The sequence below is a fragment of the Desulfuromonas acetexigens genome (assembly GCF_900111775.1).
In the GTDB taxonomy this organism is placed as follows: Bacteria; Desulfobacterota; Desulfuromonadia; order Desulfuromonadales; family Trichloromonadaceae; genus Trichloromonas; species Trichloromonas acetexigens.
Genome location: NZ_FOJJ01000034.1, coordinates 165,023 through 183,035, shown reverse-complemented (window position 1 = coordinate 183,035; position 18,013 = coordinate 165,023). Strand labels below are relative to the sequence as shown.

The window sequence follows — 18,013 nt, the reverse complement described above, 5'->3', positions numbered from 1 at the left end:
TTACAAACCTTGAAAAAAATCCGGATAGAGACTGGCGAGAATAGCTGACTCAGGCCGTAGGCAGGGGATTCCACACAGCACCGGATAGACAGCCAACGCCTCCGGGCTGAACAGCATCCCCCCCAACTCTTGGAGAGGGGTCTTGAACCGGGGACAGGCCAATACATGAGTTGGACGCTCTCGAGGTTCATCCTTGCGGATCACAGTTATGGCCGTAGGGTTGAGGGGGTTGGCGGTCAGGGGAAACAACTCATGTCTGACCACATCATACCCGAGAACCCGACAAGACTCAGCAAGCCCACGACAGTAGCCGAAGCGTTCCATGCGCCGCCGAGCTTCATCGCCAGCCAGTTCATAGCCAGGCTCCAAAAGCACCAGCCATTGACGGGTCACCCGGTAGAGTTCGCGCAGAATCTGCTGTTCCTGGCCGGCATTCGGCTCAATAGCGTGTGAGGTATAAACCACATCAATACTGTTGTCGGCGAAAGGAATCTGCAGCAAACTACCGGTACAGAGCCTAACTTGAGGAAATTTCTCATCGGTAAGCCATTGGCGAGCAACCGCAAGGCGCGACCAAGAGATATCGAAGCCGTAGGCCTGAGAAGAGTCCATGGCTAAGACACCAAGCACTCCGGAAAGCGTGGTAGCCTCTCCCACTCCGGCCTCAAGCAGCGAGGTCGGGGTGGTGAGCCGGAGGATCTCGCGGGCAATCGCAGCGGTGTACTCGCCCTTGTGGCGTGCCATTTCAGGATTCTCCATGGCGGCGATGTAACCGCCGGCCTGGAGATCGTAAGCCACCTCGATGATTTCTTCACTATTCTGTGTGCGGCCTTGTGCCTCGCGCAACAGTTCCGTGATATTACAACCCTGACGATAGGCTTTGAGCAAATCCTTGGGTGTGGGTACTGGCATGGGAACCTCGGTTTTTATTAATCTCAGTATCAGCTCTAGTCACTTCCCGACTACCGAGCGCAAGGTTTCAATTACGCGCGTCTGGTCGGCTTCCGACAGACCGGCGTAGAGGGGCAGGGTGATCGCGTCCCGATAGTAGCGTTCTGCCTCGGGAAAATCGCCGCCAGTGAAGCCCAAGGCCCGATAATAGGGCTGGATATGTACCGGGATGTAATGCAGGTTCACCAGAATCCCCTGGGAACGGAGTCCCTCGAAAACTTCGCGATGACTCTTGCCAATTCGACCAAGATCAAGGCGAATGACGTAAAGATGAAATGCAGAGTAAGTATCCGGATGCTGCCAGGGGCAGGTGAGGGGTAAATCAATCAGCGCAGCGTCGTAGCGTTTCGCCAAATGGTCTCGCCGCTCGACAAATTCGGACAACCGCGCCATCTGGCTTACCCCGAGAGCCGCCTGGATATCAGTCATCCGATAGTTGAATCCCAGTTCGATCTGTTCATAGTACCAGGGACCGTGGGATTCTCCCGTCATGAGCGCCGGATCACGGGTGATGCCGTGGCTGCGCAGACGCACCAAATTCTCGTGCAGTTCCGAGCTGTTGGTCAGCACCATCCCCCCTTCGCCGGTGGTGATGATCTTGACGGGATGAAAGCTGAACACCGTCATGGCGGAATGCCGGCAGTTGCCGACCGGTTCATTCTTGTACCGTCCACCAATGGCGTGGGAAGCATCCTCGATGACGGTGAACCCATACCGTTCGGCGAGACGGGCGATAGCTTTCATGTCGCACGATTGCCCCGCGAAATGGACCGGAATCACGACCTTCGGCAGCAACCCTTGCCGCGAGGCACACGCCAGTTTCTCTTCCAGGCGCTCGACGCTCATGTTGTAGGTACGGGGATCGATGTCGACGAAGTCCACCGAGGCACCGCAATAGAGGCCGCAATTGGCGGAGGCGACGAAGGTGTTAGGGGAGGTCCAGAGGATGTCGCCGGGGCCGAGCCCGGCGGCGAGGCAGGCGATATGCAGGGCGGAGGTGGCGCTGTTCACGGCAACCGCGTGGGCGGCGCCACAATAGTCGGCGACGGTCCGTTCGAAGCGCTCTCCCGTCGGACCTTGGGTGAGCCAATCGGATTTGAGCACATCCACGACGGCCTGGATGTCGGCGACACCGATGCTCTGGCGACCATAGGGAATCGGGAGACTACTCATGCGAAGTCGTCCTTGCGGCGGTTGATGTCCGGGTTGAGGTGGGCATAGATCAGCTCCCGCAACTGCTCAACACTCAGCCATTCAGTGTTCGTGCCGCTGTTGTAGGCAAAGCCTTCGGGGCAGGGACGGCCTTCGCACTGAGTCTTCCATCGTTCGGTGTTCCACAACTGCATGGACGGTAGAATAACGTAGTAATCCTTGAACTCGATGGTGTTCAGGGCGTCGGTGGCAGTGATCATCTCCTCGTGCAGTTTCTCGCCGGGACGAATACCGACGATTTCGATACGGCAGCCCGAGTCTACGGCCTTGGCCACATCCATAATCCGATAGCTGGGAATTTTGGGGACGAAGATCTCCCCTCCCCACATAACTTCAAGCGCCTTGAGTACCAAGCGAACCCCATCTTCCAGGGTAATGTTAAACCGAGTCATCCGCTCGTCCGTGATCGGCAGCACCCCTTCCCTTTTCTTTTTCAAGAAAAAAGGAATGACGCTGCCGCGACTGCCCATGACGTTGCCGTAGCGCACCACGGAAAATTTTATGTCGCGCTTACCCTTGAAATTGTTGGCCGCCACAAACAACTTGTCCGAACAAAGCTTGGTAGCCCCGTACAGGTTGATGGGAGCCGCAGCCTTATCGGTACTGAGAGCCACCACCTGCTTAACATCGGCGTCGAGACAGGCATCAATGACGTTCTGCGCCCCCAACACATTGGTTTTAATGCATTCGAAGGGGTTGTATTCCGCCGCCGGAACCTGCTTGAGGGCGGCGGCGTGAATGACGATATCGATGCCTTCGATTGCGCGATGAATACGCTGCGTGTCACGCACATCGCCGATGAAATAACGAATCTGCGGATACTTGTTCCGAGGAAAGTCCTGCTCCATCTCGAACTGCTTCATTTCGTCGCGGGAAAAAATCACCAGACGATTCACCCGTGGAAACTCACGCAGAACGGTCTCCGTAAACTTCCGACCAAATGACCCGGTTCCACCCGTTATCAGAATTGACTTTCCGTTGAGCATGGTCGTTTTCCTCGCTGTCGTTATTGTGAACGCTAAAGATCAGCCTCAAGCGTTTCAGCCCATCTCCTCCAACAACATTCGCGCAACCCGATGTTCTGGTACCGCGTCCAGAACATGTTCAAACATCAAGCGGGCCCCCTCGGCAATCCCCATCTCCCGATAATAGCACCCGAGGTTGAGCATGGCGGCATAATCTTCAGGAACCTGTTCCAGATACTCCGCATAGACCTCAAGGGCCTCTTCCACCCGCCCTAGGACCTTAAGGGTATCGCCATACATCAGCAGATAAACGGGAGAGCGCCCGGATAGATGTTCCAACGCCAACAACGCGTCTTCCGTCGCACCGGTCTTTAGGCAGAGAGAGGCAATTGACCGCAAGGCCTCTTCCTGAAGATGTTCATCTTCCGCGTCGAGAGCCTCCTGATAATGATCGAGAGATTCCTCGCTCCGGTCATCCAATTCCGCGAGATAGCCCCGGGCCAGAGAAAGCAGGGGCTTGGCCTTGGCTGAAGAATTCGCGGCAAGGGCCTCGGTCATTTGTTCCAGTTCGGCCCGGTCTTTTTTTTGATAGACGGCCATCAACCGGTGCAAGGCGCCGGAAAGAAAATAGTCATGATATTTCGCCTCGACTTCCCCGTACCCCGTAAATCCGATGTAACCCCTCTTCAGCAACCAATCGAACTGGACCTCGATATCTTTCAACAAGTTCTCGCCCTCATCGCCAACAGCATCGAGCTTGTCCCCATGCCGTTCACGCCAGACCAAGGCGCGCCCGGGCTGGGCATCCTGTCGCCATTGCCGCGCAAGCCGATGGATATCGGGAACGGGCTGCTCTTCCTCAAGACGCGCCTCGATTCGGCACCGCGCTTCCCCAAGCAAAAGCAACAAGCGCTCACTACTATCCCGATAGGCCTGGTAATAAATTTGACCCAGGTTTTCCAGTTCGACCTTTTTCATCCGCTTCTCGGAATCGGGGTGGGACACCTTGATAAAACTGGGGATCCCGAAAAGTTTCACCAACGATGAAAAATGACCATGCTCACCGGCCAGGGAATTTTCAATTTTCTCAAGCCGGTGCCGGTATTTAAAATTCATCTTTCCGCCGGCATTAAAAAGTCGCGCGTTGGCCTCAAGGGCCGACACCGACAGCTCCCGGATCCGGGTCAGGGCGGTTTCGGCGCGCTCTAGTTCGGCGAGAACCCGTTTGTAATGCTCACGGCGGGAAACCGTCGTATCCGGAGGCAAAACCCGGGAAATCCTATCGCGAGCGGCTTCTCCAATGGGTTCAAGCAGCAGATGGTCCAGGTCGACGTGCAGGACATGGCTCATCCGGGCCGCTCCGGGCGCCGGGTTGAAAATCCTGCATCCTCTCTGAAGAGCCCGTTGCGCCTGCCCGTCAAGCTCGCCAACCGCCATGGCATAAGCGGGATGGGTATAGGCCCGCCAGCCGCCATAGGTTTCCACCTGCACATCGGTGTTCATGAAACAGGCTCCGATGGCATGTTCCCGGGAGGCCTGTGCATGGGTATACCCCTCCCGGCTGTAGCAGAGGTCCACGCCGGCCAGAACGATCTGGGAAAATCCCATTTCCACGGCGGTGTCGAGAGCCATGTTGGTCACCGTCGGCCCCATGGTAATTGAAGTATTGGCGTTCAGGGGAGAATTCCAGGGAAAGGCATTGCCCCAAAAAACACTCTTCCCGCCCCATTGTCCCAACACGTAGGGACAGACATGATAACTGTTAACCAGCAGCGAGGTTTTCGAAAACTGAAGCATCTCGTTGCTGACATCGAAATTGGAGGGGTTGGGATCGACGGAAACAAGGAGATCCGGAGTGATCCCGACTTCAAGCAACCACCGCGACACCCTGGACACCGCGATAACGACAACCTGGTCGCGGTGGGCCAGGAGCCAGGGGAAGATGTCATCCAAGGAGGGGCCACCGGCCAGCAGCACCGCCGTCTTCCCCTCGAACAAACCCGTCAGGATGTTGGCCGAAACCCGGTTTTCACCGAGATTTTCCAACTGTCGCCGAATGAAGACCTCGAAGCCAAGGGAGGATTTAACCTCCCAGAGATAGCGGTTGACGGTTTGCCTTAGAGTTTTTGCCGCATCCCGATAGGCCTCCCAAAAGATGTCCTCGGCGGCGCAACAGTAAATAATTTCTACCTTGTCGATAAAAATATATTCGTTCAGGTTGAGCGACTTGGCCGACTCCAGGCATTGTTCCGGGGTTGCGTAATCGATCCGCTCGATCGACTCACGATCAATCCGCTCGAGAATTTCGGGGAGTTCGACAAAGAGGTAGCGACTCCCCTCGGGAGGCCCCTTGTGTGCAACATATTGGGGCAGCAAACCGGAATCCGTTCCGACAATGATATAGAAGGTGTCCCGATTAAACAGGCTTTTTCCGAACCGCTGATCGAAAACCACCTCGGCGCCGAGTTTGTCGAAGCGCTCGCGGTTGACGTTGATCAGGTAGCGGTCGCCGAAGCGGTTGATGCGAAAAGGCCCTAAATCATTCTGAACCGAACTTTCCACCCGCGACCTCCCAGAATCCGGATTCCCTCGCCTAGCTTATGTCAAACTATTGACACGGGGAAGATGAATAACGAATTTTCTTTTCCTGAAAGCTATACCTGCAAAGCCCCGGCCAAAATTCCGACACCGGCGATTTTGCCTGCCGATCCATAAAAAAAAGGCCACTCCGCGTCCTTCGCGAGATGGCCTTTCGATCCGTTCCGTTGGCGCCACGCCCTTTACACCTTGGGCAGGGGCATTTTGGTCGAGTAGTTGCTCTGTTCCAGCACCACCTGGATGGCGCGGTTGGGACCCGGGGCGTAGAGGATCGGCGCGAGCAGGTTGAAGGTGAAGTCGCTGCCCGAGTTGACGGTGACGACGACCAGGGCGTGACAGTCGTCGCCGTCCTGCATTCCCAGCTTCTCTTTCTCGTTGTCGTCGGGGGCGACCCGGTAGTCGACGAAGAAGTTGGTGGGATCGGTGAGAACGAAGGCGATCTCCGGGTCTTCGACGCTCTGGATCCAGAAGAGGGGCCCGCGCTTGATGTTGGGCATGACGATGAACTCGCGCAGGTTCTCGAAGCCGATCAGGCCGCTGGGGAAGTGCAGGGTTTTGGCCGGATCGTATTCCACCTGCCCGAAACGGGTATTGATGACCTTCATTTGACCTCCTTGAGAGTGGGCAGGCCGGCGCTCAGGCTGTCCAGATCGGCGATGACCCACTGGGTGGCTTCCTTGTTCTCTTCGAGGATGCGATCGTAGACTTCCTGACGGTGAATTTTCACCGTCGACGGCGCCATGATCCCGAGACGGATGCCGCCCCCCTTCATCTCGACGACGGTGATGGTAATGTCGTCGCCGATGCGAATACCCTCGCCGACCTTCCGTGTCAATACCAGCATCTGGCCCTCCCTGGCGTGTAATTTATTTTTAGCGCAGATAATCGAGGATCGACAATTTGCTGAGTCGTCCCGTCACATCCATCGCTGCTTGCAAGGCTTGTTCCTGTTGCATCATTTCGGTGATCGATTCGATGAGATCGGCGTCCTGATAGCGGGACAGCACCTCTTCGAGGTCGAGTTCCATGTCCTGGATATTTTCGTTGGCGCGATCGATGCGGTTGGCGACCACCCCCATCTGGCTGCGGTTGATACTGATCTGCTCGAGGGCGACGTTGAGATCGCCGAGCTGCGCCGTGGCGGCTGAGGAATCGTTGTTGCGCAGGGCTTCCTCGATGCCGGTCATGACTGCGAAAATATCGACCCGGCCGGGATCGGTGACGCCGTCGCCGTCTTCATCGCCGAGAAAGACGGCGCTGCCGGTGAAGTTGATCGTTTCGGTCTCGCTCGGGGAAATTTCCAGCTGTTTGCGCCCCTGATCCCCCTGATAAAGCATGGGCGGCTGGGTCGGATCGAGAGCATGGGCCGGATTTTCGACAAAGGGGGGTGTCAAATCGTTGAACCCGGCAAAGAAATATTTGCCGTCCATCTGCCCGTTGGCGAGGCTCACCATGGAGTCGCGCAGGTCGCCGATCTCGCTTGCCAGAACTTCGAGCTCGTAGCTGCTGTAAGTACCGTTGCCGGCGGAAACGGTCAGTTCGATGGCGCGGTTGATGAGGTTTTCGCCCTGCGCCATCTGGGTGTCCTGGGCCCTGAGGCGGTCGATGGCGGCGAGGTTGTTTTCGTAATGATTCTCGGCGGACATCATCCGCGAGCGGGTGAGCAGCACCGGCGACACCCCGGCGGGGTTGTCGGAGGCGGCATTCATCTTGCGCCCGGTGGCGGTGGCGACCTGGAGATCCTGCAGTTTGGAGGTGGTGCTGTTGAGAAACAGCATCATCGAGCGATAGGTGGTCGAGTTGCTCGCTTTCATACGCTACCCCCGGATGGCCAGAAGCTGACTCATCACCTCGTCGACGGTGCTGAGGTATTTGGCCGAAGCTTCGAAACTCTTCTGGAATTTGATCAGGGAAATCATCTCTTCTTCAAGGGAAACCCCGACGGTGTTGTCCCGCAGATTGGCGACCTGGGTCAGGGCGTCGCGATTGCCGGCCAGTGCCAGCTTGTTGCGACTCGCTTCGACACCGACGTCGCCGGCGATGCGGGCGTAGTAACCGACGAAGGTTTCGCTGCCGTCCATCACCCGGGCGGTGCCGAGGGCGCTGAGGCGCAGGGCGTTGGTGTTGTCGCCGGGGGCGTTGGAGTCGCCGGCGGCGACTTCCCGGTAGTTGCCCAGGTTCATGCGGATCATGGCGGCGGCGCCCGCTTCTTCGCCCAGGGGGGCGAAGAAATCGCGACCGGTGATGCCGTCGAGGCCGGTTCCGGCGCGATGCAGGGCGTTGACCTCGGTGATGATGCCGTTGGCGAGTTTGTCGAGATCGGCGACTTTCTCGGGGATGAATTCATCCCGCAGATACATCAGGCCGCGCATTTCGCCGCCGACCCGCTCGGTGTTGAGCTCGTATTTGTGGCTGCCGAGGTCGAGGCTGATCTGCAAGGTGTCGCCGACCCGCTCGGTGAGCACCGGCATGACCGTGGCGTCGGAAACCAGAGGCAGGCCGTTGGGCAGAAAGATCGAGGCCATGCCGGCGGCGTTCTCGGTATTGGTGCCGCCGACCAGCGAGGTAATCTTCTGCAGCAGCAGGTCGCGCTTGTCCCGGTCGGCGAGGGCCGGTTGGCCGGTCGATTCGATGGTGGAGATGCGCAGGTTGAGGCTGGCGACCTCGTTGATGCTGAGGTTGAGATCGTCGACCCGGGATTGCAGCATGGTGTTCATGCTTTCCGAGAGCTTGGCCAGTTCGGAGACCGTCGCCTGGAAATCCTGCGCCAGACGCTCGCCCGATTGCAGCACCAGGTCACGATTGACGCGGCTGCCGGGATCGCCGGTGAGATCCTGCCAGGAACCGAAAAAGTTGTCGATGGAGCCGGAGAGGCCGTTTTCGGAGATGCTGATGATGCGCTCCATTTCATCCAGCGGGGTGGACTTGGCATCCTCTTCCCCCAGGGCGGAGCTTTTTTCCTGCATCATCTTGGCAAGAAAATTGTTGTACTCGCGATCGAGGACGTCGATCTTCGACCCCCGCCCGACCATGAAGCCGTTCATATTCAGGGTGGGGAAGTCGGTAAAGACCGGAACCTGACGCGAATACCCTTCGGTATTGACGTTGGAGATGTTGTTGCCGACGACCTCGATCGCGCGCTGACCGTCGAGCAGACTGCTTTTGCCGATATTCAGAGCGTTGATGAGGCCACTCATACTACACCTTCCCCGTCAGAAACATGCCGCTGCCGGTCTGTTGCACCAGCCCGCCGGCGGAACCGTAAGAGGCGGGCTGCGCCACCTGCCGGTTAAAGAAACCCACACTTTCACGGATAAACTTGAGGGTTGCCCAGAAGAGATAGGCGTTGCGCCGGTTCTCTTTCTGGATGACTTCGGCCAGGGCGCGAACCTCGGGGCTCGCATTGTTGACCGGGCGCAACCGTTGCAGCAGGGCCTCCTTCTCCTCGGTGACGGCCATCAGCTCGTCGACAGCGAGGGTCTTGGCGCATTCCCGCTCCCGCAGCAGCAGCTCGTGCAGCCGTTCCAGGTCGGCCCGAACACCGTCGGCGGCCATGATCAGCCCTCCTTGCCGATGAACTTGAGCAGGCTTTCGGCGACCTTCTCCAGGTCGGGCCGATAGGAACCGTTGGCGATCTGGCTTTTGAGCGCCGCGATTTTCTGGGCACGTTCCGGGCTCTGCATGGCGCCGGCCTCCTTGGCTTTACCGACTTCCTGCAACACGGACGAAAAAGCGACCCGATCCGTCGCGCCCTTGCCGGCCTCGGACTTGGCCGTTTCGGCCTTGCGCGGCACGCTCGGCGCGCCAATCGGTCCGATTCCTTTGCCGAAGTTGATTTTCTCTGTCATGACGGTCACCTTTTTCATTCATGGAGGTCTGTTTGGGGCTTGACCGGGCACAGACGAAGACCCGAAAGGTTCTCTTCTTGCCTGTCTTATCGGCGGCGCCGAGGGAAAACTTTAGTTTTTTTTCGCGACGTTTGCGGCAGGAAAAAGCGGAAACGAACGGGCGGGAAAGGGGGATTTTCGGGGCTGGGCGGCTATTTTTTCCACATCCCCCGGCCTGCGTCCCGTGCCTCTTTTTCGGCGGCCAGAAACTCTTTCTTTAGCTGAAAATCGAAGCGCCGGTAGACGGCGGCCAGCCCCTCTTCGAGGAGCAATCGGTTGAGGTTGCGGCCGTCGGGGAGGATGACGTAGGCGAGGGTGCGGCCGTGGCGGTCCTGGCGGTCGCCGTCGAAGCGCAGGCGTACGGTCTTCCCCTTGGCTTCGTCGATGACGAAATGCAGGGCCTTTTTCGCCGTTTGCCGCTGGATCGGACTGGAGACGCCTTGCCGGCGCAGATACCGGTCGCGCTCGGAAGCGGCCGTCTCCGGCACATCGACGCCGATCATCCGCACGGTGCCGATGCCGTCGACCTTGAGGGTGTCACCGTCATGGACCCAGCTCACGCGGCCGCCGACTTCCCCCTGCCCGGCATCGGCGCAGCCGAAAAAGAGCAGGAGCAGCAGGGGAAAAAGGAGGATCCAAAAGAAGCGGAAAGGGGAAAATGACCTCATCCGCGTCCCCAAAGCAGCCGGGCGAAGACGCCGAGGAAAAATCCCCAGACCAAGTTGTAGAGGATGACGAAGAGCGGGGTGGCGGCGCCGAGGCCGAGACCGAACCAGCCGGCTTCGGTGAAGCGGGGAAAGAAGAAAAGGAGTTGGGCGAGGGTAGGGAGGAGGCTCAGCCACAGCCCCTTGCGCACCCAGCGCCGCCGCAGGTGCAGGTAGCGGATGACGAAGAAATAGGGCAGCCCCCAGAGGCCGCCCCAGACCAGACGGGGATAGAGCCAGGCGCGGGTGAACTCGGGAGCCATGTCGACCCCGAAGAGGGCGGTAATCCCCCAGAGGCCGCCGAGCCAGGCAGCGATGCTGTTGCCGAGGGCGGCGAGCAGCCCGGCACAGAAGCAGACGGCGATCAGGGCGCTGGTGCGTTGCATCGGATCCCTCCTTGGATGATGAAGGCCGGACCGGTCGCTAAAAATACCGACCTTCTTAAGGCTGATCAAAAATGCCCAGGTGCAAGGCGCCCGAAGTTCGAGGAGCGAGGCGTACCGGCCAGGTACGTCGTAGCGACGAGGACGAGGGCAACGCCGCAGATGGGCGTTTTTCATCAGCCGTTCAGGCGGCGACCTCGTTCATGCTGCCGCTGCGATACCCCTGCAAATCGAGGGCGACGTAGGTGAACCCGGCAGCCTTGAATGCGGCCACCACCTCGGCCCGCAGGGTGTCGTCGCCAAAGCGGGCCAACTCTTCCGGCGCGACCTCGATGCGGGCGATATCGCCATGATAGCGCACCCGATAGTTGCGAAACCCCCGCTGCCGCAGGAAATCCTCGCAGCGCTCCACCTGGGCCAGCCGCTCGGCGGTGATTTCCGTGCCGTAGGGAAAGCGGGATGCGAGGCAGGCGAAGGGCTGTTTTTCGGCGGTGGGCAAGCCGAAGCGACGGCTGAGCTCACGGATTTCTTCCTTGCCGAGCCCAGCTTCGAGCAGGGGCGAGCGTACCCGCAACTCGTCGGCGGCCTGACGCCCGGGGCGGAAATCGCCGAGATCATCCAGATTCGACCCGTCAAGAATCTCGGCGAAACCGAGTTCCAAGGCCTTGGCGCGGCAGAGGGAAAAGAGTTCTTTCTTGCAATGGTAGCAGCGGCTCCGGTCGTTCTCGGCGAAACCGGGGATCTGCAGCTCGTCGCTTTCAACCACCAACTGTCGCACCCCGAAGGTCGCGGCCAAGGCGCAACTCTCCTCGAACTCGTAGCGGGGATAGGTCGGCGAGGTCGCGGTCAACGCCAGCACCTTCTCGGCGCCAAGAACCTCCACCGCCACGCGCAGCAGCAAGGTCGAATCGACGCCACCGGAAAAAGCGATCAGCACCGAGCCCAGACCGCGCAACAACTCCTGCAAACGCAGATATTTAGCATCCAGATCCGACATGCGATCCTTTAATTGCTGCAGGCTGAAGACTGAAGACGCCTCATTCCTCATTCCTCATTCCTCATTCCTCATTCCTCGTCCCTCACGCCTCAGTCGTAAATCCCCGTCGACAGATAGCGCTCGCCGGTATCGCAGAGGATGGTCACGACATTCTGGCCGGGCTTGAGCCTACGGGCCACTTGTAGGGCGGCGAAGACGTTGGCGCCGGCGGAAATGCCGACAAAAAGCCCTTCGACCCGGGCCAGCTTGCGGGCGGTGGCGATGGCGTCGTCGTTGCCGACGCGGATTACCTCCTGGTAAATGGCGGTATCGAGAACATCGGGGACAAAGCCGGCACCGATCCCCTGGATCTTGTGCAGACCCGGATCACCGCCGGAAAGAACGGCCGAATCGGCCGGTTCCACCGCCGCGATGTGCACCTGGGGATTGCGCGCCTTGAGCGCCCGCCCAACGCCGGTGATGGTGCCGCCGGTGCCGACCCCGGCGACGAAGGCGTCAACCGCACCGTCGAGGGCAGCGAGGATCTCCGGTCCGGTCGTCCGTTCGTGAACGAGGGGGTTGGCGGGATTTTTGAACTGCTGCGGCATGTAGCCCTTCTTCGCCCGGGCGAGTTCCTCGGCGGCGTCGATAGCGCCGCGCATCCCCTGGGCGCCGGGGGTCAGAACGAGCTCGGCACCGTATGCCCCGAGCAGTCGCCGCCGCTCCTGGCTCATGGTGTCAGGCATGGTCAGGATCAGCTTGTAGCCCTTGAGGGCGCAGACCAGGGAGAGACCGATGCCGGTGTTGCCGCTGGTCGGCTCGACCACGGTCGCGCCGGGTTTGAGTAGCCCTTGCTGCTCGGCCGCCTCGATCATGGCCAGGGCGATACGATCCTTGACGCTGCCGCCGGGATTCATCGATTCGAGTTTCCCCCAAACGGCGGCCCCGCTCCCGTCGCCAAGGCGGGTGATTTGGACCAGGGGGGTTTGGCCGATCTGCCCCAAGGGGCTGGTACTTGTGGTTGCCGGCATGAAATCCTCCGTGCTGCGGTCAGATGTAATACATAAAGCGGTGATCGAGTTCCTTCTCCAACCCCATGGTCTTGCCCTGCTCGCAGAGATCCTTAAGGGACACCGAATCGAAATAAGCGGAGAGCTGCCGGGTCGCCTCGGCCCAGACCTGCTGAGTGACGCAGCGACTGTCGAAATCGCACTTGCCCTTCCCTTTGTTTTCCTCGCAATCCTCCCGGGCGCAGAGAACCAGGGTCAGATCGCCCTCGGCGGCGAGGAGAATCTGGCGAACGGTGATCTCCTCGGGCTTGCGGGCGAGCATGTACCCCCCCTGCGGCCCACGTCGGCTCTTGATCAGTCCGGCCTTCTTCAGATCCTGAAAAATCTGTTCCAGATAACGGGGCGAGATGTCCTGCCGCCGGGAGATATCCTTGATCTGCGTCGGCAGATTTCCCGAATGGTAGGCCATGTCGAACAGGGCACGCAGTCCGTAACGGCTTTTAGTCGAAAATTTCATCAGAGTTTCCCTCCAAAAAATTGTTACTAGAACATTTATCTAACTCTATCGTTTGTGTCAAGAATTTAATTCCCCCGCACCGATCACGGGCATTCATAAATTGAATTTCCACGACGGCGTGGGTTGACAGGGCGACGGGAGAACGTAAAGGTATAATAAACGATCCATCAGCGGGAAAGGAGAGAGCCTATGTTACCCAGCCGTTGGGATCCATTTCGGGATCTAAGCAAGGAACTGAGCCAGTTGCACCGGGAAATGGACGAAATGTTCCGCCGCACCTTCGGTCTGACCCGCGAACCCGGCGAGGGCCTCGGGATGGGCACCCCGGCCATCAACAGCTACACAAAAGACAACACCTTCTATGTCGAGGTGGAAGTCCCCGGGGTGAAACGGGAAGAGCTCAATGTCAGCGTCGACGGCAATATGCTGACCGTCAGCGGCGAGCGCAAGGCGAACCGGGAGGCCAAGGATCACGACTACCTGGTGCGGGAAACCCACTTCGGCAGCTTCCGTCGACGGCTGATGCTCCCGGAAGGAGCCGACGCCGACAAAATCCAGGCGATCTGCAAGAACGGCATCCTGGAGATCAGCATGCCCCTCGGCAAGAAAGAAACGGGAGGACGGAAGATTCAGATCGAAGGGGAGGAGTAGGAAAGGCTGAAGGCTGAAGGCTGAAGGCTGAAGGCCGAAGGCTGAAGGCTGAAGGCTGAAGGCTGAACGGCGTGAGGAGAAATGATGAGTGAGGAATGATGAAATAGGGCGAAGGATGAGGAGCGAGAGACTTCAGTCTTCAGCCTGTTCTCCTCACCCCTCACCCTTCTCTCCTCACATCCCTTACTCCCAGGGCTTGATCACCCCCGACTCCAGGGCTGCCCGCTCCACCGCTTCGGCGACTTTCTGATGGACTTCGTCGTTGAGGATGGAGGGGACGAGCTCCCCTTCCTCGGCACAGGCGGCGATGGCCTTGGCGGCGGCGATCTTCATCTTATTGTTGATGACCCGGGCGCGCACGTTGAGGGCGCCGCGGAAGATGCCGGGGAAACCGAGGGCGTTGTTGACGCTCTTGCCGTCGGCGGCAAAGGCGGCGCCGGCGGCGGCAGCATCCTCGGGGGTGATTTCCGGGTTGGGATTGGAGAGGGCGAGAATCACCTGCCCTTTCTTGACCATCTCCGGCTTGATCAGACCAGGGCAACCGGTGGTGGCGATGACGACATTGGCCCCGGCCATGACATCCAACAAGGTCCCGGCTTCGCCGCCGGCCGCATTCAAACGCTCCCGGGCCGATTCCTGCAAGTCGGTGCCGATGACCTTCTTCACCCCGTAGGAGAGGAGCAGCTTGGAAATCCCCATCCCCGCCGCGCCCAGACCGATGACGCCGATCGCCGACTTGCCCAGCATCAACCCGGAAAACTTGGTGGCGTTGAGCAGCGCGGCGAGGACGACGACGGCGGTGCCGTGCTGGTCGTCGTGCATGACCGGGATGTCGAGGATGCGGTCGAGCACGTCCTCGATCTCGAAACATTCGGGGGCGGCGATGTCTTCGAGCTTGATGGCGCCGAAGGTCGGGGCGATGTTCTTCACTGTCTCGATGATCACCGCCGGATCCTTGCTCTCGATCAGGATGGGAATGCCGCTCACCCCCACCAGCCGGTCGAAGAGCGCCGCCTTCCCTTCCATGACCGGCATCCCCGCGACCGCGCCGATATCGCCGAGACCGAGAATCGCCGTGCCGTTGGTGACGATCGCCACCTGGTTGGGAATCGCCGTGTATTTGTAGGCCAGCTCCGGGCGTTTCTGGATATCGCGACAGATGGTGGCGACGCCGGGGGTGTAAATCTTGCGGATGTCGCCGATGGTGTTCAAGGGGCGCGTCCCCTTCATGGCGATCTTCCCCCCTTCGTGCAGCTGATGGACCAGGTCGATGACATCCTCGACGATGATCCCCTCGACCTTGGCCAGGTTGTCGAGAATCTCCTCCATCTGCTCGTCGTTATCGACATAGATGGTCATTTCCCGGGTGTTGTGGGTCAGACCCATGCGCAACAGCCGAATGTCGCCGATGCTGCTCCCCTGCATGCCGATGGCCGAAGTCAGCTTGCCGAGATACCCCGGCTTGTCGAGAATCATCACCCGCAGCGTCTTGGCCAGTTTTCCCGCGCCCTTCTCGATTTCCATGAGCTCTCCTCTCCCTCTGAATCAAGCGATCTTCAGCTGTCTGCGACCCCTGATCCTCCGGCACAAGCAACCGGAGTTCCATAAAGGTACCAGCTGCCCGGCCGAAGGCAATGCCTCGTCTGTTCGCGCATGATAGGCGTGGCGCAAAAAGCGGTCAACGGGAAAAGAAACGGGAGGAACGAAAGGGGAATGGAATCAGGAAGAGAGGCGCAGAATCTCGGCGGCGATCTTCTCCAGGGGCATGACGAATTCGGCGCCGCCGAGCTTGATCGCTTCCTTGGGCATGCCGAAGACGACGCAGCTCGCTTCATCCTGGGCGATGGTGCGGGCGCCGGCGTCGCGCATCTCTTTCATCCCCTTGGCGCCGTCGTCCCCCATGCCGGTCATGATGGCGGCAACGGCGTTTTTGCCGGCATAGCGGGCGGCGCTGCGAAAGAGGACATCGACCGAGGGACGGTGGCGGGAGACGAGGGGGCCGTCCTTGACCTCCACGTAGTAGCGGGCGCCGCTGCGCTTGAGCAGAGTATGACGGTTGCCGGGGGCGATGAGCGCCCGCCCGCGCACCACCGTGTCGCCGTCGGCGGCTTCCTTGACCGTGACCCGACAGAGGCCGTCGAGGCGCCTGGCGAAGGCGGCGGTGAAGTTCTCGGGCATGTGCTGAACGATGACGATGCCGGGGGTATCGGCGGGCAGGCCTTCGAGAAAGACGCGCAGGGCTTCGGTACCGCCGGTGGAGGCACCGACCACCACCACCTTTTCGGTCGTCTGGATCATCGCCTTGCCGGTCGGTTTGGCCAGCACCGCGTCGGCGCTCAGTTTCGGTTCGGCACGCAAGCTCGCCGGGGCGAGTTTGCGCACCTGGACACTGGCGGCGGCCTTGACCGTATCGCAGATGCGCACCTGGGCTTCCTGCAAGAACTGTTTGGTGCCCAGGGCCGGTTTCTCAATGATTTCGACGGCCCCGTATTCCAGGGCCTTGAGGGCCGATTCCGAGCCCTTGCCGGTGAGGCTGGAACACATAACGACGGGGATCGGGTGCTGGGTCATGATCTTGCGCAGGAAGGTCAGCCCGTCCATGCGCGGCATTTCCACGTCGAGGGTGATGACGTCGGGGACCCCCTCCTTGAGCCGCTCCGCGGCGACGAAGGGGTCGGAGGCCGTGGCCATGATCTCGATTTCGGGATCGGAGCTGAGGATATCGGCCAGGGTCTGGCGCACCACCGCCGAGTCGTCGACGATCAATACCTTGATTTTTTTCGCCATCCGTTCATTCCTCCATCGACATTCCACAGACCCGGCGGCGGATCTCAGCCGTCGCGCCAGGTTTTCTTCAGGCGCTTGAGAAAAACTTCCCCGGTATGGGGATAAAAAATCAGTTTGCGCCCCTGCCGTCCCCCCACGTCCGCGACCCGGGGAACCAAGCCTTCTTCCTGCAAGAGCTGCTGGGCCATGGCGATGTTCTGTCGCCCCACGGTGTTGACTTTCGTCGGATGCAGCACCGGAAACATATCGGAACCGCCGAAGAGTTTGGCCTCGATCTCGTCCCGGGAAATACCGAGCCGTTCGAAACATTCGAGCATATGAAAAAGGGCGCCGTCGACATACTTGAAGCCCCCCCTTTTTCCCCCCTGGGGGAGCATGGCATGGCAGATGGCACCGACGATATGCCGGGGACTGTAGAGGGTCACCGCCACGCAGGAACCGAGAACCGTGGCGACCTCGGCGGGGTGCTCGTTGATCGTCAGCTCTCCCGGTTTGAGATAGATTTTCGGCAACTGCTCCAGGGGGGTCATGACCGGGGCTTCCGGTAGACCGTCGGCGCCACCTGCGTCACCGGCACGTCGCAGCCGTGCAGCGATTCGGAATGGCCGAGAAAGAGGTAGCCACCGGGAAGCAGGTGGCGGCAGAACTTGCGCACCAGCCGCTCCTGGGTTTCCCGGTCGAAATAGATGATGACGTTGCGGCAGAAGATGACGTCCTGCAACTCGCGCAGACCGAACTCCTCGTCCATGAAGTTGAGCCGCCCGAAACTGACCATGGTGCGCTGTTCGGGAGCGATACGGACGATGGGATTGTCCCGGTCCTTGCTCTTGAGCAGATATTTCCGCCGTGCCGCCGGCGGGACTGGAGTGATGCGATCCTGATGATAGACGGCGCGTCGGGCGATGTCGAGCACCCGGTTGGAAATATCCGTGGCGAGAATCTGCGGACGCAGGCCCAGCTGGGGATGCTGCTCGCGGAATTCGCTCAGGACCATGGCGAGGGTGTAGGGTTCCTCGCCGGAGGAGCAACCGGCGCTCCAGATTTTCAGCTTGCCGCGTTCGGCGGTGCCGATTTTCAGGAGTTCGGGGATGGCGGTCTGGGTGAGGTAGGTAAAGTGGTTCGGTTCGCGAAAGAAGTCGGTCTTGTTGGTGGTCACCGCATTGGTCAGGTGCACCATCTCGTTTTCCCGCCCCTGGTCACTGAAAAGATAGTCGCAGTAGGCGCCGTAGCCGTCGAGTTTGAGGGCGCGCAGCCGCTTGGCCAGGCGCCCTTCGAGCATGGTCGTCTTGCTCGCCGGCATCTTGATGCCCAGCTCTTCATAAATGAAGCGGCTCAGGCGCTGAAAATCTTTGGGATGCAGGCTCATGGTCCC

Annotated in this window: 20 protein-coding genes; 1 reads left to right on the top strand and 19 read right to left on the bottom strand. The window is 59.8% G+C overall.

What is annotated here, in order from left to right:
- The 15 genes from BQ4888_RS11565 to BQ4888_RS11495 form a co-directional block, all read right to left on the bottom strand.
- Positions 1-912, bottom strand: a complete 912-nt coding sequence (locus tag BQ4888_RS11565) for a methyltransferase domain-containing protein (protein WP_092057412.1) — start codon at positions 910-912, stop codon at positions 1-3.
- Positions 913-951: 39 nt separating this feature from the next.
- The gene (pseC, locus tag BQ4888_RS11560) at positions 952-2,124 is read right to left on the bottom strand and encodes a UDP-4-amino-4,6-dideoxy-N-acetyl-beta-L-altrosamine transaminase (protein ID WP_092057411.1); all 1,173 of its coding nucleotides are present in this window, start codon (positions 2,122-2,124) and stop codon (positions 952-954) included.
- Entirely contained in the window at positions 2,121-3,149 is a 1,029-nt protein-coding gene (gene pseB / locus BQ4888_RS11555) for a UDP-N-acetylglucosamine 4,6-dehydratase (inverting) (protein ID WP_092057410.1), read from the bottom strand. Before pseB ends, pseC begins: the two co-directional genes overlap by 4 nt.
- 54 nt (positions 3,150-3,203) lie before the next feature.
- Positions 3,204-5,690 (bottom strand): 6-hydroxymethylpterin diphosphokinase MptE-like protein, encoded by a 2,487-nt coding sequence (locus BQ4888_RS11550; RefSeq protein WP_092057409.1) that lies wholly within the window; start codon positions 5,688-5,690, stop codon positions 3,204-3,206.
- A gap of 218 nt (positions 5,691-5,908) precedes the next feature.
- On the bottom strand, positions 5,909-6,331 hold the full coding sequence (locus BQ4888_RS11545; protein WP_092057408.1) for a flagellar assembly protein FliW: 423 nt from the start codon (positions 6,329-6,331) through the stop codon (positions 5,909-5,911).
- Positions 6,328-6,570, bottom strand: a complete 243-nt coding sequence (gene csrA / locus BQ4888_RS17875; protein WP_092057407.1) for a carbon storage regulator CsrA — start codon at positions 6,568-6,570, stop codon at positions 6,328-6,330. Before csrA ends, BQ4888_RS11545 begins: the two co-directional genes overlap by 4 nt.
- A gap of 28 nt (positions 6,571-6,598) precedes the next feature.
- Positions 6,599-7,540, bottom strand: a complete 942-nt coding sequence (gene flgL, locus BQ4888_RS11535) for a flagellar hook-associated protein FlgL (RefSeq protein ID WP_092057406.1) — start codon at positions 7,538-7,540, stop codon at positions 6,599-6,601.
- A 3-nt stretch (positions 7,541-7,543) separates the two neighbouring features.
- The gene (gene flgK, locus BQ4888_RS11530; protein ID WP_092057405.1) at positions 7,544-8,923 is read right to left on the bottom strand and encodes a flagellar hook-associated protein FlgK; all 1,380 of its coding nucleotides are present in this window, start codon (positions 8,921-8,923) and stop codon (positions 7,544-7,546) included.
- A 1-nt stretch (position 8,924) separates the two neighbouring features.
- On the bottom strand, positions 8,925-9,281 hold the full coding sequence (locus BQ4888_RS11525; RefSeq protein ID WP_092057404.1) for a hypothetical protein: 357 nt from the start codon (positions 9,279-9,281) through the stop codon (positions 8,925-8,927).
- Positions 9,282-9,283: 2 nt separating this feature from the next.
- Positions 9,284-9,574 (bottom strand): flagellar biosynthesis anti-sigma factor FlgM, encoded by a 291-nt coding sequence (flgM, locus tag BQ4888_RS11520; RefSeq protein WP_092057403.1) that lies wholly within the window; start codon positions 9,572-9,574, stop codon positions 9,284-9,286.
- A 191-nt stretch (positions 9,575-9,765) separates the two neighbouring features.
- Positions 9,766-10,281 (bottom strand): thermonuclease family protein, encoded by a 516-nt coding sequence (locus BQ4888_RS11515; protein ID WP_092057402.1) that lies wholly within the window; start codon positions 10,279-10,281, stop codon positions 9,766-9,768.
- Complete coding sequence (locus BQ4888_RS11510) at positions 10,278-10,703, bottom strand: hypothetical protein (RefSeq protein WP_092057401.1); 426 nt, start codon at positions 10,701-10,703, stop codon at positions 10,278-10,280. Before BQ4888_RS11510 ends, BQ4888_RS11515 begins: the two co-directional genes overlap by 4 nt.
- A 181-nt stretch (positions 10,704-10,884) precedes the next feature.
- Positions 10,885-11,697 carry an ATP-dependent sacrificial sulfur transferase LarE gene (gene larE / locus BQ4888_RS11505; protein WP_092057400.1) on the bottom strand — a complete coding sequence of 271 codons (813 nt, stop codon included), beginning with the start codon at positions 11,695-11,697 and terminating at the stop codon, positions 10,885-10,887.
- 89 nt (positions 11,698-11,786) lie between these two features.
- Complete coding sequence (gene cysK / locus BQ4888_RS11500; protein ID WP_092057399.1) at positions 11,787-12,707, bottom strand: cysteine synthase A; 921 nt, start codon at positions 12,705-12,707, stop codon at positions 11,787-11,789.
- Between the two features lie 19 nt (positions 12,708-12,726).
- Entirely contained in the window at positions 12,727-13,203 is a 477-nt protein-coding gene (locus BQ4888_RS11495) for an RrF2 family transcriptional regulator (RefSeq protein WP_092057398.1), read from the bottom strand.
- 189 nt (positions 13,204-13,392) lie between these two features.
- On the opposite strand from BQ4888_RS11495, the gene BQ4888_RS11490 reads away from it, so the two are divergent.
- Positions 13,393-13,854: an Hsp20/alpha crystallin family protein gene (locus BQ4888_RS11490; RefSeq protein WP_092057397.1), complete on the top strand. Its 462-nt coding sequence runs from the start codon at positions 13,393-13,395 to the stop codon at positions 13,852-13,854.
- 183 nt (positions 13,855-14,037) lie between these two features.
- Here the strand turns inward: BQ4888_RS11490 and BQ4888_RS11485 are convergent, their stop codons facing one another.
- The 4 genes from BQ4888_RS11485 to BQ4888_RS11470 form a co-directional block, all read right to left on the bottom strand.
- On the bottom strand, positions 14,038-15,378 hold the full coding sequence (locus BQ4888_RS11485) for an NAD-dependent malic enzyme (protein WP_092057396.1): 1,341 nt from the start codon (positions 15,376-15,378) through the stop codon (positions 14,038-14,040).
- Positions 15,379-15,573: 195 nt separating this feature from the next.
- The gene (locus BQ4888_RS11480) at positions 15,574-16,641 is read right to left on the bottom strand and encodes a protein-glutamate methylesterase/protein-glutamine glutaminase (RefSeq protein WP_092057395.1); all 1,068 of its coding nucleotides are present in this window, start codon (positions 16,639-16,641) and stop codon (positions 15,574-15,576) included.
- 44 nt (positions 16,642-16,685) lie between these two features.
- Positions 16,686-17,171, bottom strand: a complete 486-nt coding sequence (locus BQ4888_RS11475; RefSeq protein WP_092057394.1) for a chemotaxis protein CheD — start codon at positions 17,169-17,171, stop codon at positions 16,686-16,688.
- Positions 17,168-18,007 (bottom strand): CheR family methyltransferase, encoded by an 840-nt coding sequence (locus BQ4888_RS11470; RefSeq protein ID WP_092057393.1) that lies wholly within the window; start codon positions 18,005-18,007, stop codon positions 17,168-17,170. The genes BQ4888_RS11475 and BQ4888_RS11470 overlap by 4 nt, the downstream gene beginning before the upstream one ends.
- Positions 18,008-18,013: the final 6 nt, after the last annotated feature.

Coding starts and splice junctions, on each gene's coding strand:
- BQ4888_RS11565 (WP_092057412.1), bottom strand. CDS start 912: ATGCCAGTACCCACACCCAAGGATTTGCTCAAAGCCTATCGTCAGGGT.
- pseC (WP_092057411.1), bottom strand. CDS start 2,124: ATGAGTAGTCTCCCGATTCCCTATGGTCGCCAGAGCATCGGTGTCGCC.
- pseB (WP_092057410.1), bottom strand. CDS start 3,149: ATGCTCAACGGAAAGTCAATTCTGATAACGGGTGGAACCGGGTCATTT.
- BQ4888_RS11545 (WP_092057408.1), bottom strand. CDS start 6,331: ATGAAGGTCATCAATACCCGTTTCGGGCAGGTGGAATACGATCCGGCC.
- csrA (WP_092057407.1), bottom strand. CDS start 6,570: ATGCTGGTATTGACACGGAAGGTCGGCGAGGGTATTCGCATCGGCGAC.
- flgL (WP_092057406.1), bottom strand. CDS start 7,540: ATGAAAGCGAGCAACTCGACCACCTATCGCTCGATGATGCTGTTTCTC.
- flgK (WP_092057405.1), bottom strand. CDS start 8,923: ATGAGTGGCCTCATCAACGCTCTGAATATCGGCAAAAGCAGTCTGCTC.
- BQ4888_RS11525 (WP_092057404.1), bottom strand. CDS start 9,281: ATGGCCGCCGACGGTGTTCGGGCCGACCTGGAACGGCTGCACGAGCTG.
- flgM (WP_092057403.1), bottom strand. CDS start 9,574: ATGACAGAGAAAATCAACTTCGGCAAAGGAATCGGACCGATTGGCGCG.
- BQ4888_RS11515 (WP_092057402.1), bottom strand. CDS start 10,281: ATGAGGTCATTTTCCCCTTTCCGCTTCTTTTGGATCCTCCTTTTTCCC.
- BQ4888_RS11510 (WP_092057401.1), bottom strand. CDS start 10,703: ATGCAACGCACCAGCGCCCTGATCGCCGTCTGCTTCTGTGCCGGGCTG.
- larE (WP_092057400.1), bottom strand. CDS start 11,697: ATGTCGGATCTGGATGCTAAATATCTGCGTTTGCAGGAGTTGTTGCGC.
- cysK (WP_092057399.1), bottom strand. CDS start 12,707: ATGCCGGCAACCACAAGTACCAGCCCCTTGGGGCAGATCGGCCAAACC.
- BQ4888_RS11495 (WP_092057398.1), bottom strand. CDS start 13,203: ATGAAATTTTCGACTAAAAGCCGTTACGGACTGCGTGCCCTGTTCGAC.
- BQ4888_RS11490 (WP_092057397.1), top strand. CDS start 13,393: ATGTTACCCAGCCGTTGGGATCCATTTCGGGATCTAAGCAAGGAACTG.
- BQ4888_RS11485 (WP_092057396.1), bottom strand. CDS start 15,378: ATGGAAATCGAGAAGGGCGCGGGAAAACTGGCCAAGACGCTGCGGGTG.
- BQ4888_RS11480 (WP_092057395.1), bottom strand. CDS start 16,641: ATGGCGAAAAAAATCAAGGTATTGATCGTCGACGACTCGGCGGTGGTG.
- BQ4888_RS11475 (WP_092057394.1), bottom strand. CDS start 17,171: ATGACCCCCCTGGAGCAGTTGCCGAAAATCTATCTCAAACCGGGAGAG.
- BQ4888_RS11470 (WP_092057393.1), bottom strand. CDS start 18,007: ATGAGCCTGCATCCCAAAGATTTTCAGCGCCTGAGCCGCTTCATTTAT.